At 54.2% G+C, this 14,230-nt stretch carries 27 protein-coding genes; 25 read left to right on the top strand and 2 right to left on the bottom strand.

The genetic code is table 11. The annotated features are described in order from the left end of the window. The 6 genes from BLW66_RS12140 to BLW66_RS12120 form a co-directional block, all read left to right on the top strand. Positions 1 to 390, top strand: a 390-nt coding sequence (locus BLW66_RS12140; protein ID WP_483099574.1) for an EF-Tu C-terminal domain-related protein, incomplete at its 5' end; no start/stop codon positions are given. Positions 391 to 579: 189 nt separating this feature from the next. Continuing rightward, entirely contained in the window at positions 580 to 1,011 is a 432-nt protein-coding gene (locus BLW66_RS12135; protein ID WP_089947422.1) for a hypothetical protein, read from the top strand. A 487-nt stretch (positions 1,012 to 1,498) separates the two neighbouring features. Continuing rightward, entirely contained in the window at positions 1,499 to 1,810 is a 312-nt protein-coding gene (gene rpsJ / locus BLW66_RS12130; RefSeq protein ID WP_089947421.1) for a 30S ribosomal protein S10, read from the top strand. Positions 1,811 to 1,825: 15 nt separating this feature from the next. Continuing rightward, entirely contained in the window at positions 1,826 to 2,566 is a 741-nt protein-coding gene (gene rplC / locus BLW66_RS17795; RefSeq protein ID WP_139254566.1) for a 50S ribosomal protein L3, read from the top strand. After that, positions 2,556 to 3,176, top strand: coding sequence for a 50S ribosomal protein L4 (gene rplD / locus BLW66_RS17790; RefSeq protein ID WP_139254565.1), 621 nt, complete (start codon positions 2,556 to 2,558; stop codon positions 3,174 to 3,176). Before rplC ends, rplD begins: the two co-directional genes overlap by 11 nt. After that, on the top strand, positions 3,173 to 3,469 hold the full coding sequence (locus BLW66_RS12120; protein WP_089947420.1) for a 50S ribosomal protein L23: 297 nt from the start codon (positions 3,173 to 3,175) through the stop codon (positions 3,467 to 3,469). Before rplD ends, BLW66_RS12120 begins: the two co-directional genes overlap by 4 nt. Before the next feature lie 256 nt (positions 3,470 to 3,725). Here BLW66_RS12120 and BLW66_RS12115 read toward each other — a convergent pair whose 3' ends face one another. Next, on the bottom strand, positions 3,726 to 4,181 hold the full coding sequence (locus tag BLW66_RS12115; protein ID WP_089947419.1) for a hypothetical protein: 456 nt from the start codon (positions 4,179 to 4,181) through the stop codon (positions 3,726 to 3,728). Positions 4,182 to 4,434: 253 nt separating this feature from the next. Here BLW66_RS12115 and rplB point away from each other — a divergent pair, with 253 nt between their 5' ends. Genes rplB through rplP form a run of 5 tightly spaced genes read left to right on the top strand, consistent with a single transcriptional unit; the run spans position 4,435 to position 7,084 of the window. Next, the gene (gene rplB, locus BLW66_RS12110) at positions 4,435 to 5,277 is read left to right on the top strand and encodes a 50S ribosomal protein L2 (protein WP_089947418.1); all 843 of its coding nucleotides are present in this window, start codon (positions 4,435 to 4,437) and stop codon (positions 5,275 to 5,277) included. Between the two features lie 3 nt (positions 5,278 to 5,280). After that, the gene (gene rpsS, locus BLW66_RS12105; RefSeq protein ID WP_089947417.1) at positions 5,281 to 5,559 is read left to right on the top strand and encodes a 30S ribosomal protein S19; all 279 of its coding nucleotides are present in this window, start codon (positions 5,281 to 5,283) and stop codon (positions 5,557 to 5,559) included. A 3-nt stretch (positions 5,560 to 5,562) separates the two neighbouring features. Beyond that, the gene (gene rplV, locus BLW66_RS12100) at positions 5,563 to 5,949 is read left to right on the top strand and encodes a 50S ribosomal protein L22 (protein ID WP_089947416.1); all 387 of its coding nucleotides are present in this window, start codon (positions 5,563 to 5,565) and stop codon (positions 5,947 to 5,949) included. Further along, the gene (gene rpsC / locus BLW66_RS12095; RefSeq protein WP_089947415.1) at positions 5,949 to 6,656 is read left to right on the top strand and encodes a 30S ribosomal protein S3; all 708 of its coding nucleotides are present in this window, start codon (positions 5,949 to 5,951) and stop codon (positions 6,654 to 6,656) included. The genes rplV and rpsC overlap by 1 nt, the downstream gene beginning before the upstream one ends. A 14-nt stretch (positions 6,657 to 6,670) precedes the next feature. After that, positions 6,671 to 7,084, top strand: a complete 414-nt coding sequence (gene rplP / locus BLW66_RS12090; RefSeq protein ID WP_089947414.1) for a 50S ribosomal protein L16 — start codon at positions 6,671 to 6,673, stop codon at positions 7,082 to 7,084. A 674-nt stretch (positions 7,085 to 7,758) separates the two neighbouring features. On the opposite strand, the gene BLW66_RS12085 is transcribed toward rplP, so the two are convergent. Next, positions 7,759 to 8,376 (bottom strand): TIGR02466 family protein, encoded by a 618-nt coding sequence (locus BLW66_RS12085; protein WP_089947413.1) that lies wholly within the window; start codon positions 8,374 to 8,376, stop codon positions 7,759 to 7,761. Between the two features lie 183 nt (positions 8,377 to 8,559). Between BLW66_RS12085 and rpmC the strand changes: the two genes are divergently transcribed. The 14 genes from rpmC to rplO all read left to right on the top strand — a co-directional run bounded on the left by rpmC (position 8,560) and on the right by rplO (position 14,155). After that, positions 8,560 to 8,769 carry a 50S ribosomal protein L29 gene (rpmC, locus tag BLW66_RS12080; RefSeq protein WP_089947412.1) on the top strand — a complete coding sequence of 70 codons (210 nt, stop codon included), beginning with the start codon at positions 8,560 to 8,562 and terminating at the stop codon, positions 8,767 to 8,769. Next, a complete protein-coding gene (gene rpsQ / locus BLW66_RS12075; protein WP_089947411.1) occupies positions 8,769 to 8,999 on the top strand; it encodes a 30S ribosomal protein S17 in 231 nt (76 codons plus the stop codon). Before rpmC ends, rpsQ begins: the two co-directional genes overlap by 1 nt. 70 nt (positions 9,000 to 9,069) lie before the next feature. Then, a complete protein-coding gene (gene rplN, locus BLW66_RS12070; protein WP_008757934.1) occupies positions 9,070 to 9,438 on the top strand; it encodes a 50S ribosomal protein L14 in 369 nt (122 codons plus the stop codon). Between the two features lies 1 nt (position 9,439). Continuing rightward, positions 9,440 to 9,745, top strand: a complete 306-nt coding sequence (gene rplX, locus BLW66_RS12065; RefSeq protein ID WP_089947410.1) for a 50S ribosomal protein L24 — start codon at positions 9,440 to 9,442, stop codon at positions 9,743 to 9,745. Continuing rightward, positions 9,745 to 10,308: a 50S ribosomal protein L5 gene (gene rplE, locus BLW66_RS12060; protein WP_089947409.1), complete on the top strand. Its 564-nt coding sequence runs from the start codon at positions 9,745 to 9,747 to the stop codon at positions 10,306 to 10,308. Before rplX ends, rplE begins: the two co-directional genes overlap by 1 nt. Before the next feature lie 20 nt (positions 10,309 to 10,328). Then, complete coding sequence (rpsN, locus tag BLW66_RS12055) at positions 10,329 to 10,634, top strand: 30S ribosomal protein S14 (protein WP_073142245.1); 306 nt, start codon at positions 10,329 to 10,331, stop codon at positions 10,632 to 10,634. A gap of 15 nt (positions 10,635 to 10,649) precedes the next feature. After that, positions 10,650 to 11,042: a 30S ribosomal protein S8 gene (gene rpsH, locus BLW66_RS12050; RefSeq protein WP_089947408.1), complete on the top strand. Its 393-nt coding sequence runs from the start codon at positions 10,650 to 10,652 to the stop codon at positions 11,040 to 11,042. A 12-nt stretch (positions 11,043 to 11,054) separates the two neighbouring features. Further along, a complete protein-coding gene (rplF, locus tag BLW66_RS12045; protein WP_089947407.1) occupies positions 11,055 to 11,588 on the top strand; it encodes a 50S ribosomal protein L6 in 534 nt (177 codons plus the stop codon). Beyond that, a complete protein-coding gene (gene rplR / locus BLW66_RS12040; RefSeq protein ID WP_089947406.1) occupies positions 11,588 to 11,947 on the top strand; it encodes a 50S ribosomal protein L18 in 360 nt (119 codons plus the stop codon). Before rplF ends, rplR begins: the two co-directional genes overlap by 1 nt. Before the next feature lie 125 nt (positions 11,948 to 12,072). Beyond that, complete coding sequence (rpsE, locus tag BLW66_RS12035; RefSeq protein WP_089947405.1) at positions 12,073 to 12,654, top strand: 30S ribosomal protein S5; 582 nt, start codon at positions 12,073 to 12,075, stop codon at positions 12,652 to 12,654. 3 nt (positions 12,655 to 12,657) lie between these two features. After that, complete coding sequence (gene rpmD / locus BLW66_RS12030; RefSeq protein ID WP_089947404.1) at positions 12,658 to 12,846, top strand: 50S ribosomal protein L30; 189 nt, start codon at positions 12,658 to 12,660, stop codon at positions 12,844 to 12,846. A 178-nt stretch (positions 12,847 to 13,024) separates the two neighbouring features. Continuing rightward, positions 13,025 to 13,294: a BrnT family toxin gene (locus tag BLW66_RS12025; protein ID WP_089947403.1), complete on the top strand. Its 270-nt coding sequence runs from the start codon at positions 13,025 to 13,027 to the stop codon at positions 13,292 to 13,294. Then, positions 13,266 to 13,544, top strand: coding sequence for a BrnA antitoxin family protein (locus BLW66_RS12020; protein WP_089947402.1), 279 nt, complete (start codon positions 13,266 to 13,268; stop codon positions 13,542 to 13,544). Before BLW66_RS12025 ends, BLW66_RS12020 begins: the two co-directional genes overlap by 29 nt. A gap of 143 nt (positions 13,545 to 13,687) precedes the next feature. Next, positions 13,688 to 14,155: a 50S ribosomal protein L15 gene (rplO, locus tag BLW66_RS12015; RefSeq protein WP_089947401.1), complete on the top strand. Its 468-nt coding sequence runs from the start codon at positions 13,688 to 13,690 to the stop codon at positions 14,153 to 14,155. Positions 14,156 to 14,230: the final 75 nt, after the last annotated feature.

Raw genomic sequence — 14,230 nt, 5'->3', positions numbered from 1 at the left:
CTGGACCGCGGTGAAGCTGGCGACAACGTTGGCGTTCTGCTGCGCGGCATCGACCGTGACGGCGTTGAGCGTGGTCAGGTTCTGGTCAAGCCAGGTTCCGTGACACCACACACCAAGTTCGAAGCTGAGGCCTATATCCTCACCAAAGAAGAAGGCGGTCGTCACACACCGTTCTTCGCGAACTACCGTCCACAGTTCTACTTCCGGACAACTGACGTCACGGGCACAGTTCAGCTGCCAGAAGGCACTGAGATGGTTATGCCGGGCGACAACCTGAAGTTCGACGTTGAGCTGATCGCGCCAATCGCGATGGAGCAAGGCCTCCGCTTCGCGATCCGCGAAGGCGGCCGTACCGTTGGTGCGGGTGTTGTATCCAAGATTACTGAGTAACGGCGGCTCTGCCGCCGCGTGGGTGGCAGTTGCTCGCAAGAGCAATGAGAACCCACTCGGTTGTGACTAAACAGAAGGCCGCTCCATAACGGGGCGGCCTTTTTCATCTAGGGCATTCATTGCGTTCGAGTCCATTTTCCCCAAAGATTTGGCCGTATGAGATGTTGGTGTGCTCTGAAGGAAGTTAAATTGCGTTTTCTGAATTTTTTGGGACTAAGCGAACCCGTTTGCACTAGTTTGCCTGCGGGTGTGTACGAGTATTCGAACACTTTTGAATTGGATGAGGATCGCTTTGTTTGCGAAGGTGATCTATCTATTCCCACCGAACGATTAGATCAGCAGATTCTGGCTTTGTACGAAGTGCTGAGTTCGAAGGTTGATTCGAAGATGCGCAACCAGATAGCCAATGGAAGAATGACCACTTTCCTTTTTCCGATTATTTCCGATTGCCAAGAATTCAGAAAATTGATGTCTAGCGCATCATCCAGAAAATTTGGATATGATGAAGGCTTTACGGAGACTGATAAATTCTCGTGGAATTACCGCGATATATCTTTTTGCGATAGCTGGTTAATCGAATTGGTGTGCAATGAAACGTCAGGGGCCGGCGACGGGGACTGACCGAATTACAGTTTCCCTACAAAGCCCCAGACTCCTACTAGCCCGGAATCAAGCGCGTAGCGCGCCGGGCATCGCCAGACCGCCCGACAGGGCTGGCGATATTGAGACCTCGCCTCGTCATCTCGATGAGGAATGTGTTCAGCTACCATAAAGTGGTGTGAAGCAGTGTTGCGTCGCCACCCCGCGGTCTGGCGACGCCCGACTTGTGACCAACAGAGAGGGGTGCACGGCACCCAGATTAGCAACAGGGTGTCGCTGTCACTTTGCGTTCGCAAAATGACCTTGCGCACGGGCTTTAAAATCTCTGGGGATTTTAAAACCGTCAGAAAAAGTGTTGCGACTCTCTCGAACCCTGTCTATAGCACCCACACGGAACAGGGGTACGCGATGCGTGCCCTTCTTTTGTTCTGGAAAATAGGCGCGATGAGGGGCTCCGATGAGCGGTACTCCTCCAATCCGTTAAGACCTCATTCGAGGGATATATGTCATGGCAGCAAGCCAAAACATTCGCATCCGCCTGAAGGCGTTTGACTACCGGGTCCTGGATGCATCCACCCAAGAGATCGTGAACACAGCAAAGCGCACCGGCGCCGACATTCGTGGCCCGATCCCTTTGCCCACACACATTGAAAAATTCACCGTTCTGCGTGGCCCACACGTGGACAAGAAATCCCGCGATCAGTTCGAGATCCGTACGCACAAGCGTCTGCTCGACATCGTTGACCCAACACCGCAAACCGTGGACGCGCTGATGAAGCTCGACCTGGCTGCTGGCGTTGACGTCCAGATTTCGGTTTAAGGAGGGCTACTTGATATGTTGCGCTCTGGTGTAATTGCGAAGAAGGTCGGCATGACCCGCCTCTTCATGGAAGACGGCAAGCAGATCCCTGTTACCGTGCTTCAACTCGACAAGCTGGAAGTGGTTGCCAACCGCACCATGGAGAAGGACGGCTACACAGCTGTTCAGCTCGGTGCAGGCACTGCAAAAGCTAAACGGACATCCAAAGCTATGCGCGGCCACTTCGCCGCTGCGAAGGTGGAGCCTAAGCGCAAGGTCGCTGAGTTCCGCGTTGCTGAGGAAAACCTGATCGCCGTTGGTGAAGAAATCATCGCGGAACACTATTTCGAAGGCCAGTACGTTGACGTAGCTGGTACCTCGATTGGTAAAGGCTTTGCCGGTGCTATGAAGCGTCACAACTTTGGGGGCCTTCGCGCTACTCACGGTGTTTCGATTTCGCACCGTTCGCACGGCTCGACAGGTCAGTGTCAAGATCCTGGTAAGGTTTTCAAAGGCAAGAAAATGGCTGGCCACATGGGCGCTGCCCGCGTGACTACGCAAAACTTGCAAGTTGTTAAAACCGACGTTGATCGTGGCCTGATCATGATCAAAGGCGCCGTACCTGGTTCCAAAGGTGGCTGGGTCACCATTAAAGATGCCGTGAAGAAGCCATTGGCTGACACCGTTGTCTTCCCTGCCGCGCTGCGTTCCGCCGCTGTAACTGAAGCACCAGCTGAAGCTGCTGCCCCAGAAGGAGATGCGTCCGATGAAAGCTGATGCAATCAAACTTGATGGCAAATCGGCCGGCTCTGTTGAGCTGTCTGACGCTATCTTTGGCCTGGAGCCACGTGCGGACATCCTGCACCGTGTGGTTCGCTGGCAGCGTAACAACGCACAGGCCGGCACCCACAAGGTGAAGACCCGTTCGGAAGTGAGCTACTCGACCAAGAAGATCTATCGCCAAAAAGGCACCGGTGGCGCTCGCCACGGCGCTCGCTCGGCTCCGATCTTCCGCGGTGGTGGTGTCTACAAAGGCCCAACACCTCGCAGCCACGGCCACGACCTTCCTAAGAAGGTTCGTAAGCTTGGTTTGATGCACGCGCTGTCCGCGAAAGCGGTTGCAGGCGAGCTGGTCATCATCGACAGCATCGACATCAAAGATCTGAAGACAAAGACTTTGGCCGCACAGGTTAAAGAGCTGGGTTGGAAGCGTGCTTTGATCATCGACGGTGCCGACGTGAACGCTGACTTCGCTCAAGCTGCGCGCAACATCGCCGGTCTGGACGTTCTGCCGACTATGGGCGCGAACGTCTTCGACATCCTGAAACGCGACACTTTGGTTATCACCAAAGCCGGTCTCGAAGCACTGGAGGCTCGCCTGTCATGAGCACGAAGTCTGAGCACTACGACGTGATCCGCAAGCCGTTGATCACCGAGAAAGCCACACTGGCCTCGGAGAACAACGCGGTTGTATTTGAGGTCGCTATCGACTCGAACAAACCGATGATCAAAGAAGCGGTGGAAACACTCTTCGGCGTGAAGGTGAAAGCGGTTAACACCACGATCACCAAAGGTAAGGTCAAGCGTTTCCGCGGCCAGCCTGGTCGCCGTAAGGACGTGAAGAAGGCGTATGTTACCTTGGAAGAAGGTAACACAATCGACGTTTCCACAGGTCTTTAAGTAGGGCAGGGGGCAACCCCGCACTGCGCATAGAAATGAAAAAGCCCTGCTCAGCTGAGCGGGGCTTTTTTGTGTTTGGGTGCGAAAGCTCGGAATCAAGCCGCAGGCGCCGAGCATCGCCGGACCGTCCCACGGGCTGGCGATTTGGTGAGGCTGGGTGGCGTGGTCTGGTGGTGGACGAGTTTGGCTGCGATAAAGTGGTATTAACCTGCGTAGGGTCACCATCCCTCGGTCCGGCGGTGCTCAGCGTACGTTGTTAGTGGTTGTCTAGTCTTTCACGCTGGAGCGTTGGCAAGCGCGACTTTCCTGAGTAATTAAATATTGACCAACGAAACGCATCACGTCTCATTTCCAAAACAAGGTCGTTCTGAGCACGCGCCAGTGCTTTATATTCTGCGGCGAGTGCTGGAGAGCTTGGATTCAAGTTTGATTGAGCGGAGCCATAGGCTTCGATAAGCGCCTTCCAAGCGAAAACCACATTGGTGTCTGCATAGAATAAAAGCCTAGGGGACATCTCTTCCGATGGACGCATCATCTGTATAAAATCTTCCTCAGAATTATTAAGATATGCATCGTTTGTTGGCGGTAGCACGTTCAAAAAATCTATGTATGCGCTTCTTTTCTCGGCGAGTATCTTTTCCGACTCCGAGAATATCTTACCTAACAAAAAGCTGATGGTAGCAAGAATTAAACTTCCAATGATGGCTAACATTTTTTGTTCCTCAATGGTTCTTCGAGTGACTATAGGGTGTAAGTTTGAATATAGAAGCAACAAGTACTGCGATTTGCGCTGCAATCCCCCTTGACCCGAAACACCCTCCAACCTAAACACCGACATCGGCCAAGCCCCAGATTCGTCTGGGGCTTTGCTGTTGTTCGCAAGAACACTTTAATTCGGGGACCTTCGGGGCCCTATAAACCAAGCAGCGGTAAGTCCCGCTGCTCCAAAACGGAAGACAGAAAGCATGGCACTTAAGTCGTATAAGCCGACGACGCCAGGCCAACGTGGGTTGGTTCTGATCGACCGCTCGGAACTTTGGAAAGGCCGCCCGGTCAAAGCTCTCACAGAGGGTTTGACCAAAAATGGTGGACGGAACAATACCGGTCGGATCACAATGCGTCGCAAGGGTGGGGGCGCCAAGCGTCTTTACCGGATCGTTGACTTCAAGCGGACGAAATTTGACGTCACCGCTACAGTTGAACGGATCGAATATGACCCGAACCGGACCGCGTTTATCGCACTGGTTAAATACGAAGACGGCGAGCAGGCCTATATCCTTGCTCCACAACGCCTGGGCGTTGGTGACACCGTAGTCGCATCGGCCAAGGCCGACGTGAAGCCGGGCAACGCGATGCCGTTCTCCGGTCTGCCAATCGGCACAATCATCCACAACATCGAGTTGAAGCCAGGCAAAGGCGGCCAGATCGCCCGTGCTGCGGGCACATACGCTCAGTTTGTGGGTCGTGACGGTGGTTACGCTCAGATCCGCCTGAGCTCCGGCGAGCTTCGTCTCGTCCGTCAGGAGTGCATGTGTACCGTTGGTGCCGTGTCGAACCCAGACAACTCCAACCAAAACTACGGTAAAGCCGGTCGTATGCGCCACAAAGGCGTGCGTCCATCGGTTCGTGGTGTGGTTATGAACCCGATCGATCACCCGCACGGTGGTGGTGAAGGTAGGACCTCTGGTGGTCGTCACCCGGTTTCCCCATGGGGCAAGCCAACAAAAGGTGCACGTACTCGCAACAAGAACAAAGCGTCGCAAAAGCTGATCATCCGCTCGCGTCACGCCAAGAAGAAGGGACGCTAATAGATGTCTCGCTCTGTATGGAAAGGCCCCTTCGTCGACGCTTATGTGTTGAAGAAAGCCGAAGCTGCGAAAGAAAGCAGCCGCAACGACGTGATCAAGATCTGGTCCCGCCGCTCTACCATCCTGCCTCAGTTCGTTGGCCTCACCTTCGGTGTGTACAACGGCAAGAAGCACATCCCAGTTAGCGTCACTGAAGACATGATCGGTCAAAAGTTTGGTGAGTATTCGCCAACTCGTACCTATTACGGTCACGCCGCTGACAAAAAAGCGAAAAGGAAGTAAGCCATGGGTAAGGATAAGAACCCCCGCCGCGTGGCAGACAACGAAGCAATGGCAAAACTGCGCATGCTCCGTACTTCCCCGCAAAAACTGAACCTCGTTGCTCAACTGATCCGTGGCAAGAAAGTGGACAAGGCTTTGTCCGACCTCACTTTCTCCAAGAAGCGTATCTCGCAAGACGTGAAACAGTGCCTGCAGTCCGCTATCGCGAACGCTGAGAACAACCACAACCTGGACGTGGATGATCTGATCGTGGCCGAAGCCTATGTTGGCAAGAACTTGACCATGAAACGCGGTCGCCCGCGGGCCCGTGGCCGGTTCGGCAAGATCGTCAAGCCGTTTTCCGAGCTGACAATCAAGGTGCGCCAAGTTCAAGCTGAGGAGCAAGCATAATGGGTAACAAAGTAAATCCTATCGGCATGCGTCTTCAGGTCAACCGCACCTGGGACAGCCGCTGGTACGCTGAAAGCAAGGACTTTGGTGATCTGCTTCTGGAAGACATCCGGATGCGCGAATTCATCAAGACCGAGTGCAAACAAGCCGGCATCAGCCGTGTGATCATCGAGCGTCCGCACAAGAAGTGCCGCGTCACGATCCACACAGCACGCCCAGGCGTCATCATCGGCAAAAAAGGCGCCGATATTGAAGGACTGCGCAAGAAGCTGTCCGCGTTCACTGACAGCGAGCTGCACCTCAACATCCTTGAGGTCCGCAAGCCTGAATTGGACGCAGCACTGGTTGGCGAGTCCATCGCTCAGCAGTTGGAGCGTCGTGTGTCCTTCCGTCGCGCTATGAAGCGCTCGGTACAGAACGCAATGCGCATGGGCGCCCTCGGCATCCGTATCAATCTCGCTGGCCGCCTCGGTGGCGCCGAGATCGCTCGGACCGAATGGTACCGTGAAGGCCGCGTGCCTTTGCACACCTTGCGTGCCGACATCGATTACGCACACGTTGAAGCGATGACTGCCTACGGCATCATCGGGATCAAAACCTGGATCTTTAAAGGCGAGATCATGGAACACGATCCACAAGCGCGTGACCGTAAGCAACAGGAACTCCAAGACGGCCCAACACCTCGCGGTGCTGGCGGTCGTCGCTAAGGGGGGCGTGAACAATGCTACAACCAAAGCGTACTAAATTCCGCAAGATGCACAAAGGCCGTATCAAGGGTGAAGCAAAGGGCGGGACAGACCTGAACTTTGGCACCTACGGCCTCAAGGCAACTGAACCTGAGCGTATCACTGCGCGCCAGATCGAAGCTGCCCGTCGTGCAATGACGCGTCACATGAAACGTCAGGGTCGTGTCTGGATCCGTATTTTCCCAGACCTGCCAGTGACCTCCAAGCCTATCGAAGTTCGTATGGGTAAGGGTAAAGGTTCCGTGGACTTTTGGGCATGTAAGGTCAAACCTGGCCGTATGATGTTTGAAATCGACGGTGTGGCCGAGCCAATCGCCCGTGAGGCCCTGCGCCTTGCTGCGATGAAGCTGCCGATCAAAACACGGGTTGTTGTCCGCGAGGATTGGTAATCCCGTCGCTCGCTTGCGAGCGGCGTAGGCGGAGGCAGCGTGTTTTCTAGAAAACACGCGTTCCGCCACGGTTGATATAAAAGAGCCCCCGCTGAGAAATCGGCGGGGGCTTCTTGTTTTGATGATTTGTGAGTAGTAAAGATGGATTAGAATTGAGGCTTGCGGGGTATTAGTAATTTTGAGTGCTAGAAATCATGATCCTTGAGAGCATCCCACTGAATAGACGACTTTTGAAATGGACAGCTTGGTTGGCGGTCTCAATTGCAATGGCGTTCCTTACTCAGCGAGTGACCTTTGGCACTCTTCCCGACGCCATCATGTCCAAGTATTCTAGTGCGGCAACCACTCATTGATTGGTTACACTCGCATCTCCGCGCATATTGTTCTTTTCAACTATAATTTTTTACACGTTTAAGGACGACGCAACGACGTCAGGTTTTGTTCCATTTGTACTTTTAGGGGTTACCAACCGAGCGACCGTGTTCAGCACTCTCTGTTTCTTGATGATAGTGTTGGGCGTAATTTCGATGATATTTCAAACGCTCTACATCGAGACCGTCATAAAGGGCTAGTAAAGTTAGGATTTGAACTAGTGGTGCGTCCAAAAACAACCGAGTGACGCTCTCATTGCTTTTGCTACGCAAGAGCAACTGCCACGCACGCGTCTCGTCCCTCTACGCCCAAGCGTAGTTGAAAGAGACGGAAATCCGATCATCCTCAGACATATTCATCGGCACCTCATGGCGCAGGAAGCTTTCCCATAGCAGCACGTCCCCGACCACTGGCTTCACATAGATGAACTGCCGCATCTCCTCGCGGGCGTCTTTCAGGCGGGTTGGGGCGGCCATCATCATTTGGGACCGTGGGTCCTCAAGCTTCAACGCCGACGCGCCTTCGGGCATGGCAACATAGGTGGTGCCGGAAATGACGGAATGCGGGTGGATGTGGGATGTGTGGATTCCGCCTTGGGGCAGGATGTTGATCCAGATGTCCTCCAGCTTCAGCTCGCGCCCGTCTAGGTCCAGCTCCAGATCCTTCGCGAAGGCGGCCACATGTTGATCCAGCGCCTCGACCACTGCTTTAAAGATCGGTGAGCGCCACGGCAGGTCCGTCAGCGACGCGTAGCTGGTGTAGCCCGCGAATTGGTTTTCCTCGCACCAGTCTTGACCAGCCTCGTCATCCTCGGCGGTGCCAAGGCACTCGTCCTCGAACTCCTCCGGATCAATGGCAGTGCCATGATCGGAAAGGCGGGCTTGATAGAGGCGGGTCACGAAGAGGGATTTGATGTTCATGGACCCGTGATACCGCAGCCCAGAGCGCAAGTAAGCCCCTATTTTACAGATATATGCGCCAAGTTGGCGACAGGGCTTGCAATAAGTCGGGCAGGGGTCTAAAGCCACGTTTCATCATGAACTCCATTGGAATCAGGGTGACCTCTTTTAGGGGCCCTCCGATGTATGAAAAAGGAAATGGCAATGAACGCCAGCGAACTTCGCGAGAAGACTGCTGACCAGCTCAACGAAGAGCTTGTCGCACTGAAAAAGGAAGCCTTCAACTTGCGCTTCCAACAGGCCACTGGCCAACTTGAGAACACAGCACGTATGCGCGACGTAAAGCGCGGCGCTGCGCGTGTGAAAACAATCCTGAATGAAAAAGCGCAAGCTGCAGCTGGGGAGGCTAACTAATGCCTAAGCGTATCCTGACCGGTGTCGTCACCAGCAACCAGAACGAGCAAACTGTAACAGTTTCCGTTGAGCGCCGTTTTCAGCACCCAGTGATGAAGAAGATTATCCGTAAGTCCAAGAAGTACCGGGCTCACGATGAGAAGAACACGTTTAACGTGGGTGACCAGGTTAGCATTCAAGAATGCGCGCCGAAGTCCAAAACCAAGCGTTGGGAAGTTATCGTCGGTTAAGCGATAACTTTTCGATTTATTCGAAACCCTGGGGCCGAGGCATCGGTCCCCAAAGGTCGGGAGACATCAAATGATCCAGATGCAGACCAACCTAGATGTAGCTGACAACAGCGGCGCTCGCCGTGTTCAGTGCATCAAGGTTTTGGGTGGTTCCAAGCGTAAGTACGCATCCGTCGGCGACATTATTGTCGTGTCGGTTAAAGAAGCCATCCCACGCGGCCGTGTGAAAAAAGGCGACGTTCGTAAAGCCGTCGTTGTTCGCACCGCTAAAGAAGTTCGTCGCGAAGATGGCACCGCCATCCGTTTCGACCGCAACGCTGCTGTTATTCTGAATAACAACAACGAACCTGTAGGTACTCGTATCTTCGGGCCAGTTGTTCGCGAACTGCGCGGCAAGAACTTCATGAAAATCATCTCGCTCGCCCCGGAGGTGCTGTGATATGGCTGCTAAACTGAAAAAGGGCGATAAAATCGTCGTGCTGACCGGCAAAGACAAGGGCAAAGAAGGCGTTATCGCTTCCGTAAACCCTAAGACCGGTAAAGCGTTGGTAGAAGGCGTCAATGTCGCCATCCGTCACGTGAAGCAAAGCCAGAACTCGCAAGGTGGACGCGTTCCAACTGCGATGCCGATCCAACTGAGCAACCTCGCGCTTCTCGACGCCAACGGTAAGGCCACACGTGTGGGCTTCAAAATGGACGGCGACAAGAAGGTGCGTTTTGCCAAAACAACTGGGGACGTGATCTGATGCTTGACGACGCAAAATACACCCCGCGCTTGAAGTCTGTTTATGTCGACACAATCCGTGCCGCCATGAAAGAAGAGTTCGGCTACAAAAACGACATGCAGATCCCGCGCTTGGACAAAATTGTCCTGAACATCGGCGCCGGTAAAGCTGCAGTTAAAGACAGCAAGAAGCCGGCATCGGCTGCTGCTGACCTGACTGCCATCGCTGGTCAAAAAGCCATGGTGACACGCGCTAAGAAATCCATCGCTGGCTTCCGGGTCCGTGAAGAGATGCCTCTTGGTGCCAAAGTTACCCTGCGCGGCGAGCGTATGTACGAATTCCTTGACCGTCTTATCACTATCGCAATGCCCCGTATCCGTGACTTCCGCGGCATTTCGGGCAAGTCTTTCGATGGCCGTGGCAACTACGCCATGGGCATGAAGGAACACATCGTGTTCCCTGAGATCGACTTTGATAAAGTTGATGAGGCTTGGGGTATGGATATCGTAATCTGCACTACCGCCGCCACCGATGCTGAAGCAAAGAGCCTGTTGAAAGCTTTCAACATGCCTTTCAACAGCTGATCCGCGGGAAGGAATAGAACATGGCTAAAAAAGCAATGATCGAACGCGAGAAGAAGCGCGAAAAGCTGGTGAAGAAATACGCCGCTAAACGTGCTGCTCTGCTTGCTATCGCAAACGACCAAGAGAAACCAATGGAAGAGCGCTTCAAAGCGCGTCTGAAATTGGCTGAACTGCCGCGCAACAGCTCGGCTACGCGTTTGCATAACCGCTGCCAACTGACCGGCCGTCCTCACGCTTACTACCGTAAGCTGAAGATTTCCCGGATCATGTTGCGGGACTTGGGCTCTGCTGGCCTGATCCCCGGCATGGTTAAGTCCAGCTGGTAAGGAGGGCATTAGATTATGAACGATCCTATCGCAGATATGCTCACACGTATCCGTAACTCGCAGCTTCGCGGGAAAGCCACTGTAGAGACGCCAGCGTCCAAGCTTCGTGCTCGGGTTCTGGATGTGCTTGCAGACGAAGGCTACATCCGTGGCTATGAGGCGACTACGGGCAAAGACGGTCACCCGGCTTTGAACATTGAGCTGAAATATTACGAAGGCACTCCTGTCATTCGCGAACTGAAGCGGGTTTCCAAGCCTGGCCGTCGCGTTTACGTGGGTTCCAGTGACATCCCAGTTGTCCGTCAGGGCCTGGGTGTGTCGATTGTCAGCACGCCTCGCGGTGTGATGTCGGACGCAAATGCTCGCAGCCAGAACGTTGGCGGCGAAGTGCTTTGCACGGTATTCTAAGGAGCGCCTAGTATGTCTCGTATTGGTAAAAAACCAGTCGATCTGCCTTCCGGCGTCACCGCGTCCGTTTCTGGCCAGACCATCGAAGTTAAGGGCCCCAAGGGTGTCCGTACCTTCAAAGCAACCGACGATGTGACACTCGCTGTCGAAGACAACGTGGTTACCATCACGCCTCGTGGTTCTAGCAAGCGCGCGCGCCAGCAGTGGGGCATGAGCCGCACTATGGTCGCTAACTTGGTGACCGGCGTGACGGACGGCTTCAAGAAAGAGCTTGAAATTCAAGGTGTGGGTTACCGCGCCGCGATGGAAGGCAAAAACCTGAAGCTGAACCTCGGCCTGTCACATGACGTTGTTTATGAAGTGCCTGAGGGTGTGACCGTTGTGGCTGCTAAGCCCACCGAGATCACCATCGAGGGGATTGACGAGCAGGTTGTCGGCCAAGTGGCTGCCAACATCCGCGCGTGGCGCAAGCCAGAGCCTTACAAAGGCAAGGGCATCCGCTACAAAGGCGAGTTCGTCTTCCGCAAAGAAGGGAAGAAGAAGTAATGGCTAACACGAAACGTGATCTGTTCATCAAACGCCGCCTGCGCGTTCGGAACAAGCTTCGCAAGGTAAACGCCGGACGTGCGCGTCTGTCGGTTCACCGCTCCAACAAAAACATCAGCGTTCAGCTGATTGATGATGTGAACGGCGTAACGCTGGCCTCCGCTTCTTCTCTCGAGAAGGATCTGGGCATCGTTGGCAAGAACAACATCGAAGCTGCCTCCAAAGTCGGTGCCGCAATTGCGGAACGCGCCAAAAAAGCTGGTGTGTCCGAAGCTTACTTCGACCGCGGCGGCTTCCTCTTCCACGGTAAAGTGAAGGCCTTGGCCGAAGCTGCCCGTGAAGGTGGTCTGAAAATCTAAGTCTTTGGGCACTCCCTCGGGGGTGCCCATTTTTGCAGGTCTTATGGCCTCGATGATCGGGGGGCGTTTGCCCACTGCGATTGAACCAAACTGCGCCTAGCGCATAGAAATTAAGGAATTGCCCAATGGCAAGAGAACAAGGAAATCGCGGTCGCCGCGATCGGGAAGAAACACCCGAATTTGCAGATCGTCTGGTTGCAATCAACCGCGTATCCAAAACCGTTAAAGGTGGTAAGCGCTTTGGCTTCGCCGCACTTGTCGTTGTCGGCGACCAAAAAGGCCGCGTGGGCTTCGGTAAAGGTAAAGCGAAAGAGGTCCCAGAGGCCATCCGCAAAGCCACCGAACAAGCCAAGCGCCAAATGATCCGCGTTCCACTGCGCGAAGGCCGCACGCTGCACCACGATGTAGCTGGCCGTCACGGTGCTGGTAAGGTTGTGATGCGCACTGCACCACAAGGTACTGGTATCATCGCGGGTGGTCCAATGCGTGCTGTGTTCGAAATGCTCGGCGTCCAAGACGTTGTTGCAAAGTCGATCGGTTCGCAAAACCCTTACAACATGATCCGTGCTACTTTGAACGGTCTCGTGAACGAAGCGTCGCCTCGTATGGTTGCGCAGCGTCGCGGTAAGAAAGTTGCTGACATCCTTCGCTCCGATGACGCCCCTAAGGCCGATGGCGAGCAAGCCCCAGTTGTAACGGAGGCCTAAGACATGGCTAAAACTATCGTTGTAAAACAGATTGGCTCGCCAATCCGTCGCCCACAAAAACAGCGTGCAACGCTGATCGGTCTGGGCCTGAACAAGATGCACAAAACCCGCGAGCTGGAAGACACACCTTCGGTGCGCGGCATGGTTGAGAGCATCCCACACATGGTAGAGATCATCGAAGAAAAAGGCTAAGCCCCTTCGGCTTGCCTCTTCGGCTATCTAGAAAATTGAAACGCCTCGCTGAAAAGCGGGGCGTTTTTGCGCGTTGACGTGATGGGATACATGATGTATATACACACTCAAGACCCATAAGAGGTCACGGAGAGGCTACTCATACAGGGATGGATTGAACCTATCGGAGGCGCCTCAAGTGTTCGAATGGGACGAAAATAAGCGCAAACACAATCATGCAAAACATGGTGTCGATTTCCTCGACGCAGCATTAATTTTTGAGAATCCTATTCTGATCAGAGAGGATACTCGACAGGACTACGGCGAAACGCGGCTGATGTCTCTCGGCATGGTTGGCGAGACCGTCTATGCCGTCACATATACGATGCGTGGTGAAACCATCCGTATTATCTCTGCGTGGCAAGGAGGCCGTAAAGAGTATGAACAATACAAAAACCGCATCCCTTGAGGAATTGCGCGCGATGAAGGAGCGAGGCGAGATTGCCTCTCCGGCGAAGGCGACCGAAGCACCTGAGCTCCCAGATGATTTCTGGGAGACGGCACAGGTTGAACTGCCGAAAACAAAGAAGGCGGTCAGCATGCGTGTAGACCCCGATATCCTTGAGTTCTTTAAGTCTCAGGGGGGCGGGCATCTGACGAAGATGCATTCGGTGCTTCGTGCTTACGTAGACGCGCACAAAAAGCTAAGCGCAGAATAGTTTTGAGGGGACTTAGGCCCCTTGCCACACCTTACGCTCTCCCCTAAACACCCCCAGTGGGCATTCGGCCTGCAGAATCAACAAGAAACGCCGCGTTTGGTCCATTTCGCTTCGAGGACCCTTCCGGCAATAGGAGAAGCGACATGAAACTACACGAATTGCACGACAATCCAGGCGCCACCAAAACCAAAAAGCGCGTGGGCCGTGGCCCGGGCTCTGGCAAAGGTAAAATGGCTGGCCGTGGTATCAAAGGTCAAAAATCCCGCTCGGGCGTTGCCCTGAACGGTTACGAAGGTGGCCAAATGCCACTGTACATGCGTCTTCCAAAGCGGGGCTTCAACTCCCGCAACAAGAAGTCGTTCGCTGTTGTGAACCTCGGCATGATCCAGAAATTCATCGATGCCAAGAAATTGGACGCCAAAGGCGACATCACCGAGGACGCTTTGATTGAAGCAGGCCTCGTGCGTCGCAAGCTTGACGGCGTTCGCATTCTGGCGAAAGGCGATCTGACATCCAAGGTGACTTTGACTGTTACCGGCGCTTCCAAATCGGCTGTTGAAGCTGTGGAAAAAGCTGGCGGCAAGCTCAACACCGCGGCTGCTGCTGAATAAGCCTTGTGAGGGGCTTATGCGCCCCTTACATACCTCTTAAGTTTTCCAGCGCCGCGACGGGGAGCCCCGTTCGCG

The organism is Litoreibacter albidus, from assembly GCF_900107015.1.
Taxonomy (GTDB): Bacteria; Pseudomonadota; Alphaproteobacteria; order Rhodobacterales; family Rhodobacteraceae; genus Litoreibacter; species Litoreibacter albidus.
This window is presented reverse-complemented; position numbering and strand designations above follow the sequence as displayed.

Bases quoted from the DNA above. Each gene is read 5' to 3' on its own strand.
- rpsJ (WP_089947421.1), top strand. From the start codon at position 1,499: ATGGCAGCAAGCCAAAACATTCGCATCCGCCTGAAGGCGTTTGACTAC.
- rplC (WP_139254566.1), top strand. From the start codon at position 1,826: ATGTTGCGCTCTGGTGTAATTGCGAAGAAGGTCGGCATGACCCGCCTC.
- rplD (WP_139254565.1), top strand. From the start codon at position 2,556: ATGAAAGCTGATGCAATCAAACTTGATGGCAAATCGGCCGGCTCTGTT.
- BLW66_RS12120 (WP_089947420.1), top strand. From the start codon at position 3,173: ATGAGCACGAAGTCTGAGCACTACGACGTGATCCGCAAGCCGTTGATC.
- BLW66_RS12115 (WP_089947419.1), bottom strand. From the start codon at position 4,181: ATGTTAGCCATCATTGGAAGTTTAATTCTTGCTACCATCAGCTTTTTG.
- rplB (WP_089947418.1), top strand. From the start codon at position 4,435: ATGGCACTTAAGTCGTATAAGCCGACGACGCCAGGCCAACGTGGGTTG.
- rpsS (WP_089947417.1), top strand. From the start codon at position 5,281: ATGTCTCGCTCTGTATGGAAAGGCCCCTTCGTCGACGCTTATGTGTTG.
- rplV (WP_089947416.1), top strand. From the start codon at position 5,563: ATGGGTAAGGATAAGAACCCCCGCCGCGTGGCAGACAACGAAGCAATG.
- rpsC (WP_089947415.1), top strand. From the start codon at position 5,949: ATGGGTAACAAAGTAAATCCTATCGGCATGCGTCTTCAGGTCAACCGC.
- rplP (WP_089947414.1), top strand. From the start codon at position 6,671: ATGCTACAACCAAAGCGTACTAAATTCCGCAAGATGCACAAAGGCCGT.
- BLW66_RS12085 (WP_089947413.1), bottom strand. From the start codon at position 8,376: ATGAACATCAAATCCCTCTTCGTGACCCGCCTCTATCAAGCCCGCCTT.
- rpmC (WP_089947412.1), top strand. From the start codon at position 8,560: ATGAACGCCAGCGAACTTCGCGAGAAGACTGCTGACCAGCTCAACGAA.
- rpsQ (WP_089947411.1), top strand. From the start codon at position 8,769: ATGCCTAAGCGTATCCTGACCGGTGTCGTCACCAGCAACCAGAACGAG.
- rplN (WP_008757934.1), top strand. From the start codon at position 9,070: ATGATCCAGATGCAGACCAACCTAGATGTAGCTGACAACAGCGGCGCT.
- rplX (WP_089947410.1), top strand. From the start codon at position 9,440: ATGGCTGCTAAACTGAAAAAGGGCGATAAAATCGTCGTGCTGACCGGC.
- rplE (WP_089947409.1), top strand. From the start codon at position 9,745: ATGCTTGACGACGCAAAATACACCCCGCGCTTGAAGTCTGTTTATGTC.
- rpsN (WP_073142245.1), top strand. From the start codon at position 10,329: ATGGCTAAAAAAGCAATGATCGAACGCGAGAAGAAGCGCGAAAAGCTG.
- rpsH (WP_089947408.1), top strand. From the start codon at position 10,650: ATGAACGATCCTATCGCAGATATGCTCACACGTATCCGTAACTCGCAG.
- rplF (WP_089947407.1), top strand. From the start codon at position 11,055: ATGTCTCGTATTGGTAAAAAACCAGTCGATCTGCCTTCCGGCGTCACC.
- rplR (WP_089947406.1), top strand. From the start codon at position 11,588: ATGGCTAACACGAAACGTGATCTGTTCATCAAACGCCGCCTGCGCGTT.
- rpsE (WP_089947405.1), top strand. From the start codon at position 12,073: ATGGCAAGAGAACAAGGAAATCGCGGTCGCCGCGATCGGGAAGAAACA.
- rpmD (WP_089947404.1), top strand. From the start codon at position 12,658: ATGGCTAAAACTATCGTTGTAAAACAGATTGGCTCGCCAATCCGTCGC.
- BLW66_RS12020 (WP_089947402.1), top strand. From the start codon at position 13,266: ATGAACAATACAAAAACCGCATCCCTTGAGGAATTGCGCGCGATGAAG.
- rplO (WP_089947401.1), top strand. From the start codon at position 13,688: ATGAAACTACACGAATTGCACGACAATCCAGGCGCCACCAAAACCAAA.